Source organism: Cytobacillus sp. FSL H8-0458 (assembly GCF_038002165.1).
Taxonomy (GTDB): Bacteria; Bacillota; Bacilli; order Bacillales; family Cytobacillaceae; genus Cytobacillus.
On record NZ_JBBOBR010000001.1, the window covers coordinates 3,000,561 to 3,017,361 of the forward strand.

The 16,801-nt window shown below is 40.0% G+C and carries 16 protein-coding genes, 1 pseudogene and 1 riboswitch; of the genes and pseudogenes, 11 read left to right on the plus strand and 6 right to left on the minus strand.

Translation table 11 applies throughout. The features are described 5' to 3' along the window. The first annotated feature begins 150 nt into the window (after nt 1-150). From NYE23_RS14645 to NYE23_RS14670, 6 genes and pseudogenes are all read left to right on the plus strand, one after another. A complete protein-coding gene (locus tag NYE23_RS14645; RefSeq protein WP_341078899.1) occupies nt 151-1,290 on the plus strand; it encodes a histidine kinase N-terminal domain-containing protein in 1,140 nt (379 codons plus the stop codon). 117 nt (nt 1,291-1,407) lie between these two features. Next, nucleotides 1,408-1,950: a GNAT family N-acetyltransferase gene (locus tag NYE23_RS14650; protein WP_341078901.1), complete on the plus strand. Its 543-nt coding sequence runs from the start codon at nt 1,408-1,410 to the stop codon at nt 1,948-1,950. Between the two features lie 207 nt (nt 1,951-2,157). Then, nucleotides 2,158-3,450, plus strand: a complete 1,293-nt coding sequence (locus tag NYE23_RS14655; protein WP_341078902.1) for a hemolysin family protein — start codon at nt 2,158-2,160, stop codon at nt 3,448-3,450. Between the two features lie 295 nt (nt 3,451-3,745). Continuing rightward, a pseudogene (locus NYE23_RS14660) lies at nt 3,746-3,931 on the plus strand (MerR family transcriptional regulator); the annotation flags it as partial. A gap of 9 nt (nt 3,932-3,940) precedes the next feature. Further along, nucleotides 3,941-4,147 carry a MerR family transcriptional regulator gene (locus tag NYE23_RS14665; RefSeq protein WP_341078904.1) on the plus strand — a complete coding sequence of 69 codons (207 nt, stop codon included), beginning with the start codon at nt 3,941-3,943 and terminating at the stop codon, nt 4,145-4,147. A gap of 64 nt (nt 4,148-4,211) precedes the next feature. Continuing rightward, nucleotides 4,212-5,567, plus strand: coding sequence for a hemolysin family protein (locus NYE23_RS14670; protein WP_341078906.1), 1,356 nt, complete (start codon nt 4,212-4,214; stop codon nt 5,565-5,567). 47 nt (nt 5,568-5,614) lie between these two features. On the opposite strand, the gene NYE23_RS14675 is transcribed toward NYE23_RS14670, so the two are convergent. Together NYE23_RS14675 and NYE23_RS14680 are read right to left on the minus strand one after the other, a co-directional pair. Further along, on the minus strand, nt 5,615-7,024 hold the full coding sequence (locus NYE23_RS14675; RefSeq protein ID WP_341080742.1) for a sensor histidine kinase: 1,410 nt from the start codon (nt 7,022-7,024) through the stop codon (nt 5,615-5,617). After that, the gene (locus tag NYE23_RS14680) at nt 7,014-7,712 is read right to left on the minus strand and encodes a response regulator transcription factor (protein ID WP_341078907.1); all 699 of its coding nucleotides are present in this window, start codon (nt 7,710-7,712) and stop codon (nt 7,014-7,016) included. The genes NYE23_RS14675 and NYE23_RS14680 overlap by 11 nt, the downstream gene beginning before the upstream one ends. Before the next feature lie 437 nt (nt 7,713-8,149). Between NYE23_RS14680 and NYE23_RS14685 the strand changes: the two genes are divergently transcribed. From NYE23_RS14685 to NYE23_RS14695, 3 genes are all read left to right on the plus strand, one after another. Further along, nucleotides 8,150-8,788, plus strand: a complete 639-nt coding sequence (locus tag NYE23_RS14685; protein WP_341078909.1) for a hypothetical protein — start codon at nt 8,150-8,152, stop codon at nt 8,786-8,788. Nucleotides 8,789-8,869: 81 nt separating this feature from the next. Continuing rightward, nucleotides 8,870-9,187 (plus strand): ArsR/SmtB family transcription factor, encoded by a 318-nt coding sequence (locus NYE23_RS14690; protein WP_035326772.1) that lies wholly within the window; start codon nt 8,870-8,872, stop codon nt 9,185-9,187. Nucleotides 9,188-9,392: 205 nt separating this feature from the next. Then, entirely contained in the window at nt 9,393-10,190 is a 798-nt protein-coding gene (locus NYE23_RS14695; RefSeq protein WP_341080743.1) for a S8 family peptidase, read from the plus strand. A gap of 203 nt (nt 10,191-10,393) precedes the next feature. On the opposite strand, the gene NYE23_RS14700 is transcribed toward NYE23_RS14695, so the two are convergent. From NYE23_RS14700 to NYE23_RS14710, 3 genes are all read right to left on the minus strand, one after another. Further along, nucleotides 10,394-10,852, minus strand: coding sequence for a C1q-like domain-containing protein (locus NYE23_RS14700; protein WP_341078912.1), 459 nt, complete (start codon nt 10,850-10,852; stop codon nt 10,394-10,396). A gap of 628 nt (nt 10,853-11,480) precedes the next feature. Next, the gene (locus NYE23_RS14705) at nt 11,481-12,404 is read right to left on the minus strand and encodes a cation diffusion facilitator family transporter (protein ID WP_341078914.1); all 924 of its coding nucleotides are present in this window, start codon (nt 12,402-12,404) and stop codon (nt 11,481-11,483) included. A 221-nt stretch (nt 12,405-12,625) separates the two neighbouring features. Further along, on the minus strand, nt 12,626-13,921 hold the full coding sequence (locus NYE23_RS14710) for an NCS2 family permease (protein ID WP_341078915.1): 1,296 nt from the start codon (nt 13,919-13,921) through the stop codon (nt 12,626-12,628). Between the two features lie 93 nt (nt 13,922-14,014). Then, nucleotides 14,015-14,116, minus strand: a riboswitch (purine riboswitch). A 202-nt stretch (nt 14,117-14,318) separates the two neighbouring features. Between NYE23_RS14710 and NYE23_RS14715 the strand changes: the two genes are divergently transcribed. Continuing rightward, nucleotides 14,319-14,633 carry a DUF948 domain-containing protein gene (locus tag NYE23_RS14715; RefSeq protein ID WP_341078916.1) on the plus strand — a complete coding sequence of 105 codons (315 nt, stop codon included), beginning with the start codon at nt 14,319-14,321 and terminating at the stop codon, nt 14,631-14,633. A 31-nt stretch (nt 14,634-14,664) separates the two neighbouring features. Here the strand turns inward: NYE23_RS14715 and NYE23_RS14720 are convergent, their stop codons facing one another. Beyond that, the gene (locus tag NYE23_RS14720; protein ID WP_341078917.1) at nt 14,665-15,567 is read right to left on the minus strand and encodes a YihY/virulence factor BrkB family protein; all 903 of its coding nucleotides are present in this window, start codon (nt 15,565-15,567) and stop codon (nt 14,665-14,667) included. Nucleotides 15,568-15,884: 317 nt separating this feature from the next. Between NYE23_RS14720 and NYE23_RS14725 the strand changes: the two genes are divergently transcribed. After that, complete coding sequence (locus NYE23_RS14725; protein WP_048011901.1) at nt 15,885-16,778, plus strand: YitT family protein; 894 nt, start codon at nt 15,885-15,887, stop codon at nt 16,776-16,778. Nucleotides 16,779-16,801: the final 23 nt, after the last annotated feature.

Sequence of the window (16,801 nt, forward strand, 5' to 3'; positions counted from 1 at the left end):
CAAAAAAATGACTGTGCTTTTAGTCACAAGTTGGCCTTAATCCTCGGGGTAAAAATTACTGATATTTTCCATTAAATTAACAGAGGATTTTGCAGTATTCTATCGAAATCTATGGGTTAACTGTTATTATGCAAAAAAGTGGAGGATAAAATGACGATTGAACCAAATAATGCCATATTGGAACTTCTGCTAACGGAAAAAGAAAGCCTTTTAAGTGAATGGAATGATAAAATCCTCATAAATAAGGATGATCCTTTTAAAGATAAAATCAAGGATAATGGCGACGCCATGTTTCAATTGATTATTCAAATTTTGATAAAAGACGGGACAAAACTGGAAAACTATATTCAGAAGCTGGCATACTCTGTCGCTGAACAGCGAGTAAAAGCAGATATTAATATTGGAGACTTTGTTTATAATGTCAACTTGGGAAAAACAATCGTTCTCAATATATTGAATCGTTCCGAAATACATTTTCATGATCTCCAGAGACAGTACGAAAGAATCAGTTATTGCTTCGATAAATTCTTATATCACGCTGTGTCCAGATATACAGATGCCAAAGATCAGATTATTAAGGAAAAGACACAATTTATCGATTCCACCCATAAAGATAGATTAACACTGCTGGGCCAAATGACTTCAAGCTTTATCCATGAGTTCAGAAATCCGCTTACCTCTGTACAGGGGTTTATTCAGCTGTTAAAATCCGAAAATCCCTCCATGAAGTATTTGGATATCATTTCAAATGAACTGGAGCAGCTGAATTTTAGAATTTCACAATTCTTGCTCCTATCTAAAAAGGAACTGATCGGAAAAGAAAAAATTACTTTTTCTCTAAATGAATTAATAGATGAAGTCCTGATATTCTTATATCCCAGCATCCTGGATGGAAAGGTTACGGTCCTTCAGAATATGAAAGATGATATCTATTTGATTGGCTATGCAGATGAAATCCGTCAAGTCTTCATTAATATTATTTTCAATGCCATTGATGTACTTACACAGTACCGCAGCGACCCTGTCATCCATATTAAAAGCAAATGGGCACCAGATGGCCACATAAAACTGGATATTTCTAACAATGGCCCGAGAATTCCGGATCATCTTGTCAGTTCCATTTTTGAGCCATTTGTTACAACAAAAACACTCGGAACGGGGCTGGGTCTGTTTGTTTGCAGAGAGATAATTGAAAAACATCAAGGGACTCTGACCTGTGATACCGAATCAGACTGGACCGTGTTCAGTATAACCCTGCCAACTGAAAAGGTGACTAAAGACAGGAGCTGACTCCGAATCCGGGGAACAGCTTTTTCTTCTTACATACTAAAAATGCTTATATGATTTAAACAATAAAGCATATGTTTTAATTATTATATTTATAGTTTGCCGGAGGAGGTTTGTCACTTGTTTTCTTTAAAAGTAGATGAAGAAATAGAATTGCAATTGTTCCAGCTTCATCATTCAGAAGAGCTTTTCAGCTTGGTGGACAGAAACCGCAGCCACTTAAGAGAATGGCTTCCATGGGTAGATAATATGGCTTCACCTGTTCAGTACCATTCAATCATTCCTATATGGCTGAAACAGTTTGCCGATAATAACGGCTTTAATGCCGGAATCCGTTATCAGGGAAAACTCACAGGCTCTATTGGTTTTCACCAGATTGACTGGAACAACAGACAAACCAGCATTGGATACTACCTTGCAGAAGATTTTGAGGGCAGCGGAATTATGACAAGAAGCGTGCAGGCCATGATCAACCATGCTTTTTTTGATTTAAAACTGAACCGCATCGAAATACGCTGCGGGGTCAGAAATGGAAAAAGCCGTGCGATCCCTGAACGGCTTGGATTTCGCCAGGAAGGCATCATCCGGGATGGCGAGTATCTATATAATCGATATCACGATCTTGCAGTATACGGACTTCTGGCAAGAGAATGGAGTGTTTAAACAAAAAGCCTGCTCAGGCTTTTTTATTTTTCCCTGCATACAAGATTGTGCATTATTTATTTTTCCAGATTACATCTCTTAATTAAGGGTAATTTCATATAAAGAAAAATCTTTTATCCCTGGTTAATTTGTAAAATTCATGAATAAGGGAAAAGTACTTATTATAAAGGAGGTGCCTGCCCCTTACATATCGTGTAAGGGATATATATGATCACCCTTAGCCTATTCTTATTATTTTTATTAATCGCATTAACTGCTTTTTTTGTTGCTTCTGAATTCGCCATTGTTAAAGTGCGGACTTCACGAATTGACCAGCTTATGCTGGAGGGAAATCCTAAAGCCCGTTCTGCAAAACAAGTTATAAGCAGTCTGGATGAATATTTATCTGCCTGTCAGCTTGGAATTACAATCACCGCGCTGGGCCTCGGCTGGCTGGGTGAACCGACCATTGAGAGACTGCTTCATCCTGTATTTGAAAGTCTTAACTTGCAGGCTTCTGTAACTCATATCCTCTCCTTTGTCATTGCTTTTGCTGTTGTGACATTTCTCCATGTGGTCATTGGAGAGCTTGCGCCAAAAACCTTTGCGATTCAAAAAGCTGAAGCCATAACTTTAACCTTTTCAAAGCCATTAATATTATTTTATAGGATTATGTATCCATTTATCTGGATTTTAAATGGTTCAGCCAGAGTTATTACAGGATTATTTGGACTGAAGCCAGTTTCAGAGAGTGAAATGGCCCATTCAGAGGAAGAACTTCGGATTATCCTATCTGAAAGCTTAAAGAGCGGTGAAATTAACCCATCCGAATATCAGTATGTTGATCGGATATTTGAATTTGACAATAGAATCGCAAAAGAGATTATGGTTCCGCGGACCGAGATTGTTACCATTCCGGAAGATTCATCACTGGCAGAAACCCTCGATATCATATTGAATGAGCGTTATACCCGCTATCCGGTTACGGCGGGCGATAAGGATAATATTCTCGGGATCATTAATGTTAAGGAAATCTTAACTGACTGTGTAAGAAAAAAATGTGAAGGCAAACACCCCTTGCTGCAATATATTAAACCTGTCATCAGGGTGATTGAAACCATTCCCATTCACGATTTGCTCCTTAGAATGCAAAAGGAGCGTTCACATATGGCGATTCTCCTTGATGAGTACGGCGGGACCGCTGGAGTGGTCACAGCAGAAGATATCCTGGAAGAAATCGTCGGTGAAATCCGGGACGAATTTGATGCCGATGAACTCCCTCTTGTTCAAAAGTCAGGGGAAAACCATTATATCCTTGATGCGAAACTGCTGATTTCAGAAGCAAATGATCTCCTTGGAACAACATTATCTGATGATGATGTGGACACCATCGGCGGATGGATTATGACACAGAAGTATGATGCTGCTCAGGGAGACTTTGTTGAAGAAGAAGGTTACAGATTTATTATTAAAGAAATGGATGGACACCATATTTCTTATTTAGAGGTTGTGAAAATATAATCTTCATTTTCTTAAAAACCGGGAGCGCAATTTTGCTCCTGGTTTTTTGTGCGGGTGCTTAAGCTGAAGCTTTTTCAACACCCTATAAAAAATTTTTATTTTTCCGAATCTTTTCACTTCATATTTAATGAATAATTTCATAAAATAAATGTAATCCTTTTTTCCAAACTGCTACGTTTGACTGTATGGTTTCCGCTAACGTATAATTGATTCTAACTATATCTCTTGTTGAAAAGCATTATTATGGAGATATAAGTATTCATAACAGAGGTGATATGATGGGGCTTACTATCGTATCGGCGAATTAGCCAATATTGCTAACGTTTCTAAAAGAACGATTGACTACTACACTAGCATAGGCCTAATAAAAGCGAAACGCTCAAAATCAAATTATCGCATATATTCAGAAGAAGTGCTGTCTGATTTAAGATTTATTGAGGAATGCAAAATACTGCATCTTCCGCTTGAAGAGATTAAGAGAAAACTAGAAATGAAAACGAAAAGGGAGATTCAGACAGGGGAAGTTGAAAAGCATATTAACGCAGTCACATTACAGATGAAACAGCTTCAGCAGGAAATAGCTGTGCTCATGCCGCTTATTAATACAATGGATGATGAGCAGAAAAATGGCTTTTCCAGAAAGCTGACTGCCGAAAGTACTGCATTGCTCCGTTCCCTTTCCGGCTTAACCAGCTAATCCCATTTTTCACAAAATCAGGAGGTGACACCCTGCCCGTTTAGGCGGGATAAGGGGAACTTATTTGGACATATTAAACTTGGTTTTTATAGCCATTTTAATTGCTTTAACGGCTTTTTTCGTTACATCGGAATTTGCCATTGTTAAAATACGAAGTTCCAGGATTGATCAGCTAATTGAAGAAGGCAATAAAAATGCAATTGCTGCGAAGAAAGTGATTTCGAATCTGGATGAATACCTATCAGCCTGCCAGCTGGGAATTACCATTACAGCTCTCGGTCTTGGCTGGCTGGGTGAGCCGACAATTGAACACCTGCTGCGGCCGGTGATAAATAGTTTCGGTTTGCCGTCATCCATTTCGCATATTATCTCATTCAGCATTGCTTTTGCTTTTATCACCTTCCTGCATGTAGTAGTGGGAGAATTGGCTCCAAAGACTCTGGCGATACAAAAAGCAGAAGCGGTTACACTATTAACAACACGTCCTTTAATCTGGTTTTACCGGGTGATGTATCCGATCATTTGGGCGCTGAATGGTTCTGCCCGCCTATTGACCAGCATGTTTGGATTAAAGCCTGCTTCTGAACACGAATTAGCACATTCTGAAGAAGAACTTCGCATTATTTTATCAGAAAGCTATGAAAGCGGCGAAATTAACCAATCTGAGTTTAAGTATGTAAATAAAATCTTTGAGTTTGATAATCGGATCGCGAAAGAAATAATGGTTCCGCGTACTGAAATTGTTTCTCTCTCAAAAGATGATACACTTGAAGACTTTCTGCAAATCGTTCAGGAAGAGAAATTTACACGATATCCCATTATAGATGGAGATAAGGATCATATCATTGGCATGGTCAACATTAAAGAAGTCATGACAGATCTCATTATGAACCGGGAATTATCATCTAGCACTCTTGAATCATATATTCGTCCCATTATCAGGGTCATTGACAGTATACCTATCCATGAGCTGCTGCTTAAAATGCAAAAAGAGCGCATCCACATGGCCATCTTAATGGATGAGTACGGCGGTACCTCGGGGTTAGTGACTGTTGAGGATATCATCGAAGAGATTGTTGGCGAGATCCGTGATGAGTTCGACATGGATGAAGTGCCGATGGTTAGAAAGACGCATGAAGGTCAATATATCATTGATTCAAAAGTTCTCGTCAGCGAAGTTAACGACTTGCTGGGTACCGATATTAATGATGAAGATGTTGACACCATTGGCGGATGGATATTGACTGAGAATTACGAAGCCAAACAAGGCGACATAATCGAGCACGAAAAATATCGATTTAAAATTCTGGATATGGAAGAGCACCATATTAAGTATCTTGAAGTAACAGCAGTACCTGAAACAGAAGAGCCGGCACCTGCAAAAGAAGTGCCCTTTACTGAATCTGAAGTATTGTCTTAAATAACCAAAGGAACAGCCTGCTTGAGTGCTGTTCCTTTTCTTTAGCCTTATTGCTCCCGCGGAAATCTAATCGTAAATTTGGTCCCTACCCCTTTTTCACTCCTGACAGCAATTTCTCCGCTGTGCAGCTGAACAAGCTGTTTGACAATGGAAAGACCAATGCCAAATTCACCAAATGAATGATTGGTCCTGGATAAATCCGCTTTATAAAAACGCAGCCAGATCGATTCAATTTCTTGCGGATCGATGCCTACACCCGTGTCTTCTATTACAATCAATGTCTGACCGGGATCTTCTTTGCCCCTTAAAAATATGGAGCCCTGCTCGGCGAATTGAATGCTGTTCTTTACAATATTCACCAGAATCTGAATTAGCCGGTCATAATCAGCATAAACTGAAACCCCTTCTTCAGCCTCTATATAAATCCTGTTACCCTTTTCCTCTGCCTGAATTTCCAGCTGTTCCTTAACAATTTCAAAGGCCTCCATGAGATCAATATCCATTTTATTCAGCTGCAGCTGATTGGAACGGATCTTCTCATAATCCAGATTTTCATTCACCAGCCGAATAAGCCTCTTTGCTTCCCTGTCTATCAGGATCATCCCTTTTTCTGTATCCGCCTCCGGGATCAGACCTCCCTTAATGCCTTCAGCCAAACCGCTGATAGTGGTCAAAGGAGTCCGAAGCTCGTGCGAGACATCAGCAATGAATTTCCTTCTTCTATTTTCCAGTCTTTTAATTTCTTCATTTGATTCCCTGAGTCTTGCTGCCATATCATTAAAGTCTTTAGCCAGTTCACCAATTTCGTCCATATAGGTGTAGGGAACATTGATATCATAGTTCCCGGATGAAATCATAGAGGCAGCATTCCTAAGCTCCGTTATCCTCTTGATCAAATTTTTAGAGAGAACCAGACTTAAAAGGATGGTCGCAGAGAGTGAAATAAAAATGGTATATAATAAAAATCGATTTAATTGGCTGACAACCTCCATAGCCCCTGTTATAGGAGACAGAAGCAAGACTCCGCCAACAAGACTGTCCCCCTGCATATATGGCAGGGCAACCAATGTTACCTCCTGGCCGAAGCGTTTTATATCATGCTTTACAGTTACTTTATTTCCTTTGGAAATTTCAGCCCACTCAGATTTGGTCAGCTGAATCATCGGATCTGATTTAAGCTCCGGGTACAAGACCCTCCCTTTATGATCAAAGAGGATGTATTTGATGTTTCTGGCATCGAGCAGCTGGCTGTATTCTGTCAGAAATTCTTCATCCCCCTCTATTCTGACTGTTATGTCTGTCAGGATCTGCTCTCCATAGGAATCGAGCTCTTCCACTTTATTTTCAAAAATATAATTCTCCACAAACTGTGAGAATAGAAGGCTTAATAACAGGAATGCCAATATAAGGATACTGACATGACTAATCAGCAGCTGATAAAAATACTTAACCTTCATTTTCCGCTGCCGTTTCATCGAATTTATAACCTACACCCCAGACAGTATGAATAAAGGGCTGCTCATCAGTGCCTATTTTTTTCCGGAGCCTTTTTATATGTACATCTACCGTTCTTTCATCTCCATAAAACTGATAACCCCATACACTATCAAGCAGCTGCTCTCTTGTAAAAACCTGTTTTGGATGTTTTACAAGATAATACAGCAAGTCAAATTCTTTTGGGGTCAAATTCTTTAAAAGCTGCCCATTATAGTATGCCTCTCTGGATTCTTTGCTGATTTTGAAAAATTCACTGGCAACATAATGATGTTCATCTGCTCCTGCTTCAGCCTGGAATCTGCGTGTCACGGCTTTAATCCTCGCCATTAGCGTCAGCGGACTGAATGGCTTGGTCACATAATCATCGGCACCCATTTCAAGGCCCAGAACCTGATCGGATTCGCTGTCTTTAGCCGTCAGCATAATAATCGGAACCTTGCTCAGTTCCCTTATTTTACGGCAGAGCGTCACTCCATCCATGACCGGTAGCATCCAATCAACGATAATTAAGTCCCATTTTTCTTTATTAAAATGCTCAAACCCCCGCTGGCCATCGTGAACAAAAACACCCTGATACCCTTCTTTCATAAAGAACATCTCCAGCATTGAACAGACACTTTCATTATCTTCCACAACAAGTATTTTCATTTCCCTTCACCGCCCCTGTACAGTCTTTTATTCTTAATGTAATCGATTTGAGTGTTTTTTTTCAATGAATATCTCTGACCTTAATGTTTTTCAAAGATCTTTCTTCAAAGAATATTTTGTTTTGAGTATAAATTCAGCCCGGTGATTTCCGCTGCAGGCACGCAGCGAACCCGCGGGGAGGAATGCGAGCCTCTACTCCCGCAGGACATTGAATAAGCTTCCTCGATTGAACACCGCACGAAGGAAATGCGTCAGCATTTTCGAGGATCAAGTGCCCACAGCGAAGATCAACTCAGTAACTTAAACTAAGTTATGTAATATCAACAAAACTTTACGAAAGCAGCCTTTTCTATAAAGTCATCCAAATTCTTTATTGTTATCAATATCTTGGGAAATGCTAATTACGACTTATCATTTTGAAAGGAGTGCAGTATAGGATGAATAAAAAATTTCTTTTATTAGTATCTTTTTGCTTTATTTTAATAGGGGCCGCGATTTCGGTTAATGCTGAAACAGCGCCAAGAGGAAATTCACCGGCACAGGAGCAAATACATGAACACCATCACAGAATAATTGATGAATCACTAATGAAATCCCTTCAGGAACAAGGATTCACAAAAAAGGAAATCTTCATAGCTGCCCATATTGCAAAGTTTTCAAATAAACAGGTTGCAGAGGTATTGGCTTTTTATAAAAAAAATAACTCCTCCTGGGAAAAAACAGCACAGCAGTATGGAGTGGATTTAGAAAAAATCAAGAAGCATCATCATCACATGGATAAGTTCCTTGAAGCGAACAAGCAGGTTGTTCTGCAAAAGATCTCCGAGTATTCCGGCAAATCGACTCAAGTGCTTCAGGGGTATCTTGACAAAGGAGTTCCGCTTCGTTTTCTTGTTTCAGGTGCAGCCATGGCAAAGGCGGCAAATAAGGATTTGGGTGAAATAATCCAATTGAGGGAACAAGGAAAATCATTATCAGAAATAAAAACAGAATTAAATGTTGATAAAGAACAAATCCATGCAGAAATGAAAAAGCTGGTTGATGAAATTCACAAGGAAATCAGTAAGACAAAATAATAAGATAAAACCGCAGAGTCAACATCTGCGGTTTTGTTTTATATAAAACAGCCTTATAATGAAAGAGAGAGGTGAAACAAAATGACAGATGAAAACCCGGTGTACCCTGCCGACCTGGATGAAGAAACTTTATTCATGGTTTCCCAGACTTTTAAAGCTTTATCAGATCCAACAAGGCTTAGGATTCTTCACTTATTATTTCACGGAGAGTATTCTGTAAATGAAATTGCCGAAAATCTCTCACTGCTCCAGTCTACCGTTTCTCACCAGCTTCGCTTTTTGAAAAACCTGCGCCTGGTAAAATTCCGCCGTGAAGGAACAACTCTATTCTACAGCCATGATGATGAACATGTTATAAGTTTATTGAACCAGGCTATTGAACATAGCCAGCATTCATAAGAAAAGCGGAAGCGCCTTGCCCACGAAGGAACGCAGACTAAGATCGCCACGTCCTGTGGCAATGTCTGCATGACCCGCATCCTGCGGGCCTCAAGCATAAGACGAGCCTCACAGTAAGGCGTCCTTTGCCTTGCTGGGAGGATGCTTATGACCTAGAGGGGGGAGGCGCTGGAGCTAGACAGTTATCGGTGTTAAGGGTGAAGGCATTAAGGTGGCCGTATTAGATATTAATCACCCGGATCTAAAACCGAATCTTAAAATGGGCATGAATTTCACAAGTTCCATTGCCAGTGAATTTGGGGACAGAAACGGACACGGCACACATTGTGCAGGTATTATTGCCGGCTGTGACAATGATACTGGTGTTGTTGGGATTGCTCCACAAGCAGAACTATATGTTGCCAAAGTCCTTGGCGACGATGGTTCGGGTACAATCAATGGCATTATCAATGGAATCGATTGGGCAATCTCTCAAAAGGTCGATATCATTTCCATGAGCCTTGGTGCTTCCGTGAATCCAGGTGCGGCTTTTCACAGTGCCATGAAAAGGGCACGCGCTGCCGGAATTGTGATTGTAGCTGCAAGCGGAAACGAGAACAGTCATGTCTCCTGGCCAGCTGCTTATGATAAAGTCATTGTCGTTGGTGCCGTTGACCAGACATTAGGACGCGCTGGATTTTCTAACTTCGGTAAAGAGCTTGATATTGACGCTCCAGGTGTGGACACTTACTCAACATATCCTATCAACAAGTATGCAAAGTATTCAGGTACTTCAATGGCAACACCAATGGTATCCGGGGTCGTTGCACTGGTTCAGGCATACACTAGTAAGACTGGTGTAAAGGCAACACCGGAAGTCATAATGAATATGATTAAACAGCGTTCCGTAGACCTTGGCGATATGGGTGACGCAATGTTCGGTAATGGGCTGGTCAATATCTATAAGCTGATCAAAGGACAGAGCCTTCGACCTGCGGAGGGCTTATTTTTTTTATATAAATAATCGCGGGTTCGCTGCGTGACTGGAGTTGAAATCAACAGGCAAGCTTTATAGTCCCAAAACAGCAATCTATACGGATAGAGCCTTTAGAAAACAGCCTTTAGAAAATAAAAAAAGACTGCAAAGAGTCTTTCATGATGCCTTTAAAAGGGGAATCTGCGTTTTACAGTACTCAAAAAAAGCATGGACAATGATAAATCGTTTCCTTATTGTCTAACCAGGAGGGCACCATCATAACGTGTACGGGTTACTTCTCCCTCTATATTTCCATCAGGAGCCCTGATAACAACCTTTACACTATCGTTTTCTTGTAAGGGTATGATGGTGGAGACACTGGTTACCCCTTCCCCAAAAGAAAATATTTCCGTGTCTTGAGCAACTAAATTACCATTTACTTCAAATCCTAATGTTATAAAATATCCCTCATTTAAGTTATCTGGTATATAGCCAACCGCAGCATTGAGAGAATATACGCCATCCTGTTTGGGTCTAAAAATACCTGTTTCCGGGTTATATTCATTATTAATGTCTAACTGTTCTACTGTATAGACAACATCTGAATCCTCCGTCACCCTCTGGTTTGTATTTCTGACAGCCCTAAATGCACTTTGATTGGTAAACAGCCATTTCCAAATTCCAAAAGGATCATAGGCTATTTTAATCATAATAAAAGTCACCCTTTCTCATTTTCTACTAGTCTATTAATAAACCTTTGTTTTTGACTTGGCGCTTGTCCAGCTGCTTAGTAAAATTACGTTAAACAAAAACAGCCTTATTGCAGTCGTATTGTTTACCATAATAAGAGTTTTTGACTCTTCTTCTCGCTGCAAGCTCTTTACTAATGAATTTCAGCTTGTTTTTCTGCACATCTCTCAAAAGGATGCTTCTGCTATTTGTGGTATAAATAAGCCATTTCGAGTGTCAAAAAAAAAGCCACCCTAAATGGGGTGACTCGTAATTGATTATTAGTAATTTTTTCTGTTTTTATTTACCATCCATGGCCGAATCATGATTCCGTTCGGCTATCCCCATGTAAATAAGATCGCTATTTTTATCATCTGCAGGATCATTTAGAGTGTAGCAAAATGTCACCTGTCGGGTAGGATCCGTCCGCCTCGGGCAGGAATCCACTCTCACAATAGTATCAACACTGCCAGCTGCTTCCTCTTACTCGCAAACCACGAATAAACAATCGCGCAATCAGCGTAAATCCAAGATACCCCATCAATGGATAAACCTTGCCGACCGATTAATACTTTCTTATTTCAAGAATAAGCTGTCCTTATGGCCTTATTAATTGCAGCTTTCATTATGGCCGGGACAGCCTTTTCTTTCTCCCTCTACTTGTATGGTGCTATGCTCAATCCCATATTCATCATGCAGTACAGATTGAGCCGCATGAAGGACTGCATCGTGGCCTCCTTCATTTTCAATTACAAGATGGCAGCTAAGAGAAGGAAAACCGGAAGTAATCGTCCAAATATGAAGATCGTGAACATCTTTTACATGTGCAAGTCCGAGGAGCGCACTTTTAATATCCTCAGGGTTCAGGTGGGAAGGTGTCCCCTCCATTAAAATGTGGAAAGACTCTTTTGCCACTCTCCATCCGCTTATAAGGATAAGAACTGCTACTATTACACTTGCAATCGGATCAGCAAGTCCCCAGCCGAAGAAATAAATTAAAAGCGCAGCCGCAATAGCTCCAACCGAACCAAGCAGGTCACCCAGTACATGCAGAAAAGCGCTCCTTACGTTTAAGTTGTGATTCTTATCCCCGCTCATTAATATGAATGCTGCTGCAATATTGACGAGCAGTCCGATCGATGAAATCACGAGCATTCCCATGCTCTGAACAGCCGGCGGCTCAAGAATACGGTGATAGGCTTCATAGAAAATATAGAGAGAAATTAGGAGCAGTGTAATGCCATTTAGTGAAGCAGCAATAATTTCAAATCGTTTATAGCCAAATGTTTTTGAATTCGTAGCCTTTTTTTCACCTATTTTAATAGCCAGAAAACTTAAGCCAAGCGCAGCTGCATCACTCAGCATGTGTCCGGCGTCCGATAGCAGTGCAAGGCTATTAGTCCATATTCCGCCAATCACTTCTACAATCATAAATGAAGCAATTAAAATAAATGCCCACAACAAAGCCTTTTTATTGCCAGTGTGATGGTGATCATGTGAATGTCCATGCCCGTGCCCATGATTATGTCCCATATAATGCACCCCTTTATATGAATATATGCTCATATATATTATGTATGACTTCGGCATATTGTTCAATGATTTTTATTATTCCCTTTTTAATTTAGACTAAATGAATAGACTCAAACATCTGCAGACAATATCAGCAGTAACAGCAGAGAATTGAAAGAACTATTTCAGGCAATTATAGAATTCACAAAAGGGCTGCCTGACTATACAGGCAGCCCTTTCCCTTATGCAAGATAAACAAAATAACCCATAAATGCAATACATAGTCCATACATGATGGGATGGATCTCTTGTGGCCTTTTAAGTGCCAGCATTGTAATTGGGTATAAAATAAAACCAAGTGCAATCCCTGTTGCTACACTAAAGGTCAGAGGCATCATTAAGATTGTCACGAACGCAGGGATAGCGATTTCCAGCTTACCCCAATCAATATGTTTTACCTCCATGGCCATCAGTGCTCCAACAATGATCAGTGCCGGCGATGTTACTTCGGCCGTTATCACACTGAGCAATGGAGAAAAGAATAATGCAACCGCGAAGCATGCAGAGATGATCACTGAAGTAAAACCTGTTCTGCCTCCAGCCGCAATCCCTGAACTGGACTCAATCATGGAAGCAGTTGTAGAAGTTCCAAGCACAGAGCCTACGACAGTCGCACTGGAATCTGCCAGAAGCGCTTTGCCGGCATTAGGAATTTCATTATTTTTCATCAGGCCAGCCTGACTTGCTATCGCTATTAAGGCTCCTGCTGTATCAAAAAAGGCAACAAATAAGAAAGTAAATATTACTGCCAGCATTTCCGGAGTAAAGACTTGGTCAATATGCAGAAAAACCTCACCAAATGTCGGTTCAAGGCTCGGAATGGCCCCCACGATTTTTTCCGGCTTATCAATAAGGCCAATTAACATTCCGGCAGCTGCTGAGATGACCATGCCATAAAAAATGGCCCCTTTAATACCTCTTACCATCAATACAATTGTTAATATAAAGCAGAAAACAGCCAGCAGCGTGACTGGGGATTTGATATTGCCAATCGCAACAAATGTCGCTTCATTTCCTACAACCAGGCCCGCATTTTTCAATCCGATGAAAGCAATAAAAAATCCGATGCCGCCTGCAATTGCATGCTTTAAATCCTTCGGTATAATGTTAATAATTTTTTCGCGTATTTTTAATAAACTTAAAATGACAAATAAGATCCCTGAAATAAATACACCGGTTAATGCCGTTTGCCACGGAATACCCATTCCGATGCAGACAGAAAAAGTGAAGAAAGAATTGAGGCCCATGCTTGGTGCAATCCCAATCGGATAATTGGACAGCAGGCCAATTAATAAAGAGCCAATAATAGCTGAGAGTGCCGTAGCAGTAAAAACAGCCCCTTTATCCATTCCGGCCTGGCTAAGGATAATTGGATTTACAATTAAGATATATGCCATTGATAAAAACGTTGTTAACCCTGCAATTGTTTCCTGCTTGTAAGATGTTTCTCTCTCATGAAACCGAAAAAAAGATGACATGCCATTCCCCTCCTTTTTTTAGTGGAAAATAAAAAAAAGCTTCGCAATATGCGAAGCTGCCATAAAAAAACAGAAGAAAATAGCATGCCTATTAAAACAAGCTATATCCCCTGTAGTCAAGCTATTTACGGCAGCCCGGTAGAAACGCTCAGACCCTATCTCTGAACATATACAGGTAAAATGTAAGGCGCAGCACATCAAAGATTGCCCTGCCCCAAACACAAATTATATATTGATATAATGAAACCAATTCTAGCAAAATCAAATTTGATCGTCAATTCTTTAATTTATTCTGAGAATTCCCTTTTATCTTGAAGTTGGGTAAGAAGATTTAACGTTAATTTTTTGCTTAAATGGGTAAATAATAAAAAAACCCAGCATGAGGAGGCAGGTCGCTATGTTCATTGTATATGCTAGCTTGATTCTTATTGCAGCATCCCTGATTTTTCTGGGCATCTATGCTTTTAAAACGTACAAGGATGCCAAACCCGCAATTAAGAAGCTGACAGCAATAAGCACTGTCATGCAGCTAAAAGCAGATCAAGTGAAAAATGGGGTTGACGAACTGACAGCAACCCAGAAAGAAATCCAAAGGGATATCGATTATAAGAAACAAACATTTAATAATACAGTGGCTGCTGTTAAAGAAACACCGAAAAAAATAAAAAAGTGGTGGAACATTAAAATACCTTTTATCCATCAGATAAAATAAAACGAGGGCTGAGCCCTCGTTTTATTTTGCCCTATTTAATTGAAAGTGTACGGTACGCTTCTCCATCGGATTGTACTTTGGGATCTTTTTTATCATCTTTCTTCCCGCTGCCCGGTTTAAATGTATTATTTCTGTGATAGAGGGCACTTATTTCTCCGCCAATAACAAGTGCAAGGCCGGTTAAAAAGAACCAAAGCATTAATACAATAACTCCGCCAAGGCTGCCATATGTGGCTGAATAATTTCCAAAATTGCTTACGTAAAAGGATAAGCCAAAAGATATGATCTGCCACATAACAGTTGCGGCTATTGCACCCGGCAATACCTGTTTGAAAGGAAAATGTTTATTCGGTGCTACCTTATAAAGAATAGCCAGGACTGTAACCATGATCACAAAAGCAACGGCCCATCTTAATACATTGATCAGAATTTGCATCCCATCAGATATATTTATAAAATTCCCAATAAAATTCAAGATGACTTTCCCGAATACAGGAAGAACCATGGCAACAATGAATGCTGCAAGCAGTCCAAGTGTTAAGCCTATGGAAATCAGTCTTGATTTTATAAATGATCTCGATTCCTTTACATCAAACGCATCATTCATAGCCCTTATGAAAGCCTGCATTCCATTAGAAGCCGACCATAATGTACCTATAATACCAAAAGTCAGCAGACCGCCGTTCGGCTTCGTAATGATATCTACCACATTATCCTCGATTACACTAAACGAATCAGACGGCATTACACTCTGCAGATATGTTAATGCTTTTTGAGGATCCAGTGATAGATATGGAACAATGGAGATAAGCAGGATTAATAAAGGAAAAATGGAGAGCATATAATAATAGGCTTGTTCAGCTGCAAGCCCGGTTGCCCGATCATTCTTAAACTCCTTTCCGAGCTTCTTGCCAAATTGAATAACCTTGTGCATGTAACTACCCCTCCCTTATAACAGCTAATTGCTTGTATGTGTTTATTTCCCCGCAGAGCTTTGAACTAATCGTATTTTCATAAAATATTCAATCAGGCTGGAAAAAAAGATAACTTTAAATGACTTACAAAGGAGTACAGAACTAAGCGTATTATTTAACCAGGTAATCCCTCATCTAATATAAGAAATGTTATAATTAGATATAGTAATTATCAGATTTGCCGAATAATTAGTTTAAGCTAAAATGGCACAAGCTATCATATTATATTATTAGCTTATACAGATACTCGAGTATCATATTAGAATGGGGGTCATTTATGAACGTTTCACTCGAAACTGCTGTTGAAGCAAATGTACATAAAGGATTGACTAAAGGAAAGCTTGCAAAAAGAATATTCTTCATCATAGTTGGAGCCATACTTATGGGCGTGGGGATCGAAGAGTTCCTTGTGCCCAATAAAATTCTGGATGGCGGAATAGTAGGCATCTCCATTATCCTCTCTCACCTGTCCGGCTGGAAACTGGGCTGGTTTATTTTCATCCTTAATATTCCGTTTTTTTACATAGGATACAAACAGATAGGGAAAACTTTTGCGTTGTCTACGCTGCTGGGGATTGCCGTATTATCAGCCACCACCCTCCTTTTGCACGACGTTCCTGTTTTTACTGAGGACTTGCTGTTAGCAACAGTATTTGGCGGCATTGTTCTTGGTGTTGGAGTCGGCATGGTGATCAGGTATGGAGGATCCTTAGATGGAACTGAAATTCTGGCCATTCTGGTAAATAAAAAACTTCCGTTCTCTGTCGGAGAAATTATTATGTTTTTCAATATCTTCATTTTTGCTACGGCAGGTTTTGTTTTCGGCTGGAACCGGGCTATGTATTCCATCCTCGCTTATTTCATTGCTTTCAAAACTATTGATGTGGTCATCAGCGGGCTGGATGAATCAAAATCAGCCTGGATCATCAGTGACCAGCATAAGGTAATTGGCGAAGCGATTCTGGCACGGCTGGGAAGAGGAGTTACCTACTTAAATGGGGAAGGTGCTTACACAGGGGATGATAAAAAAGTAATCTTTTGTGTCATCACCAGACTTGAAGAGGCAAAATTAAAAGCCATCGTTGAAGAAATAGATCCCAGTGCTTTTTTAGCAGTTGCTGATATTGCGGAAGTCAGGGGCGGAAGATTTAAAAAGAAAGCCATTCATTAATTAATAATTTACAAACATGAATG

Bases quoted from the DNA above. Each gene is read 5' to 3' on its own strand.
- NYE23_RS14710 (WP_341078915.1), bottom strand. From the start codon at position 13,921: ATGTCATCTTTTTTTCGGTTTCATGAGAGAGAAACATCTTACAAGCAG.
- NYE23_RS14700 (WP_341078912.1), bottom strand. From the start codon at position 10,852: ATGATTAAAATAGCCTATGATCCTTTTGGAATTTGGAAATGGCTGTTT.
- NYE23_RS14685 (WP_341078909.1), top strand. From the start codon at position 8,150: ATGAATAAAAAATTTCTTTTATTAGTATCTTTTTGCTTTATTTTAATA.
- NYE23_RS14690 (WP_035326772.1), top strand. From the start codon at position 8,870: ATGACAGATGAAAACCCGGTGTACCCTGCCGACCTGGATGAAGAAACT.
- NYE23_RS14720 (WP_341078917.1), bottom strand. From the start codon at position 15,567: ATGCACAAGGTTATTCAATTTGGCAAGAAGCTCGGAAAGGAGTTTAAG.
- NYE23_RS14725 (WP_048011901.1), top strand. From the start codon at position 15,885: ATGAACGTTTCACTCGAAACTGCTGTTGAAGCAAATGTACATAAAGGA.
- NYE23_RS14675 (WP_341080742.1), bottom strand. From the start codon at position 7,024: ATGAAGGTTAAGTATTTTTATCAGCTGCTGATTAGTCATGTCAGTATC.
- NYE23_RS14645 (WP_341078899.1), top strand. From the start codon at position 151: ATGACGATTGAACCAAATAATGCCATATTGGAACTTCTGCTAACGGAA.
- NYE23_RS14665 (WP_341078904.1), top strand. From the start codon at position 3,941: ATGAAAACGAAAAGGGAGATTCAGACAGGGGAAGTTGAAAAGCATATT.
- NYE23_RS14715 (WP_341078916.1), top strand. From the start codon at position 14,319: ATGTTCATTGTATATGCTAGCTTGATTCTTATTGCAGCATCCCTGATT.
- NYE23_RS14680 (WP_341078907.1), bottom strand. From the start codon at position 7,712: ATGAAAATACTTGTTGTGGAAGATAATGAAAGTGTCTGTTCAATGCTG.
- NYE23_RS14705 (WP_341078914.1), bottom strand. From the start codon at position 12,404: ATGGGACATAATCATGGGCACGGGCATGGACATTCACATGATCACCAT.
- NYE23_RS14655 (WP_341078902.1), top strand. From the start codon at position 2,158: ATGATCACCCTTAGCCTATTCTTATTATTTTTATTAATCGCATTAACT.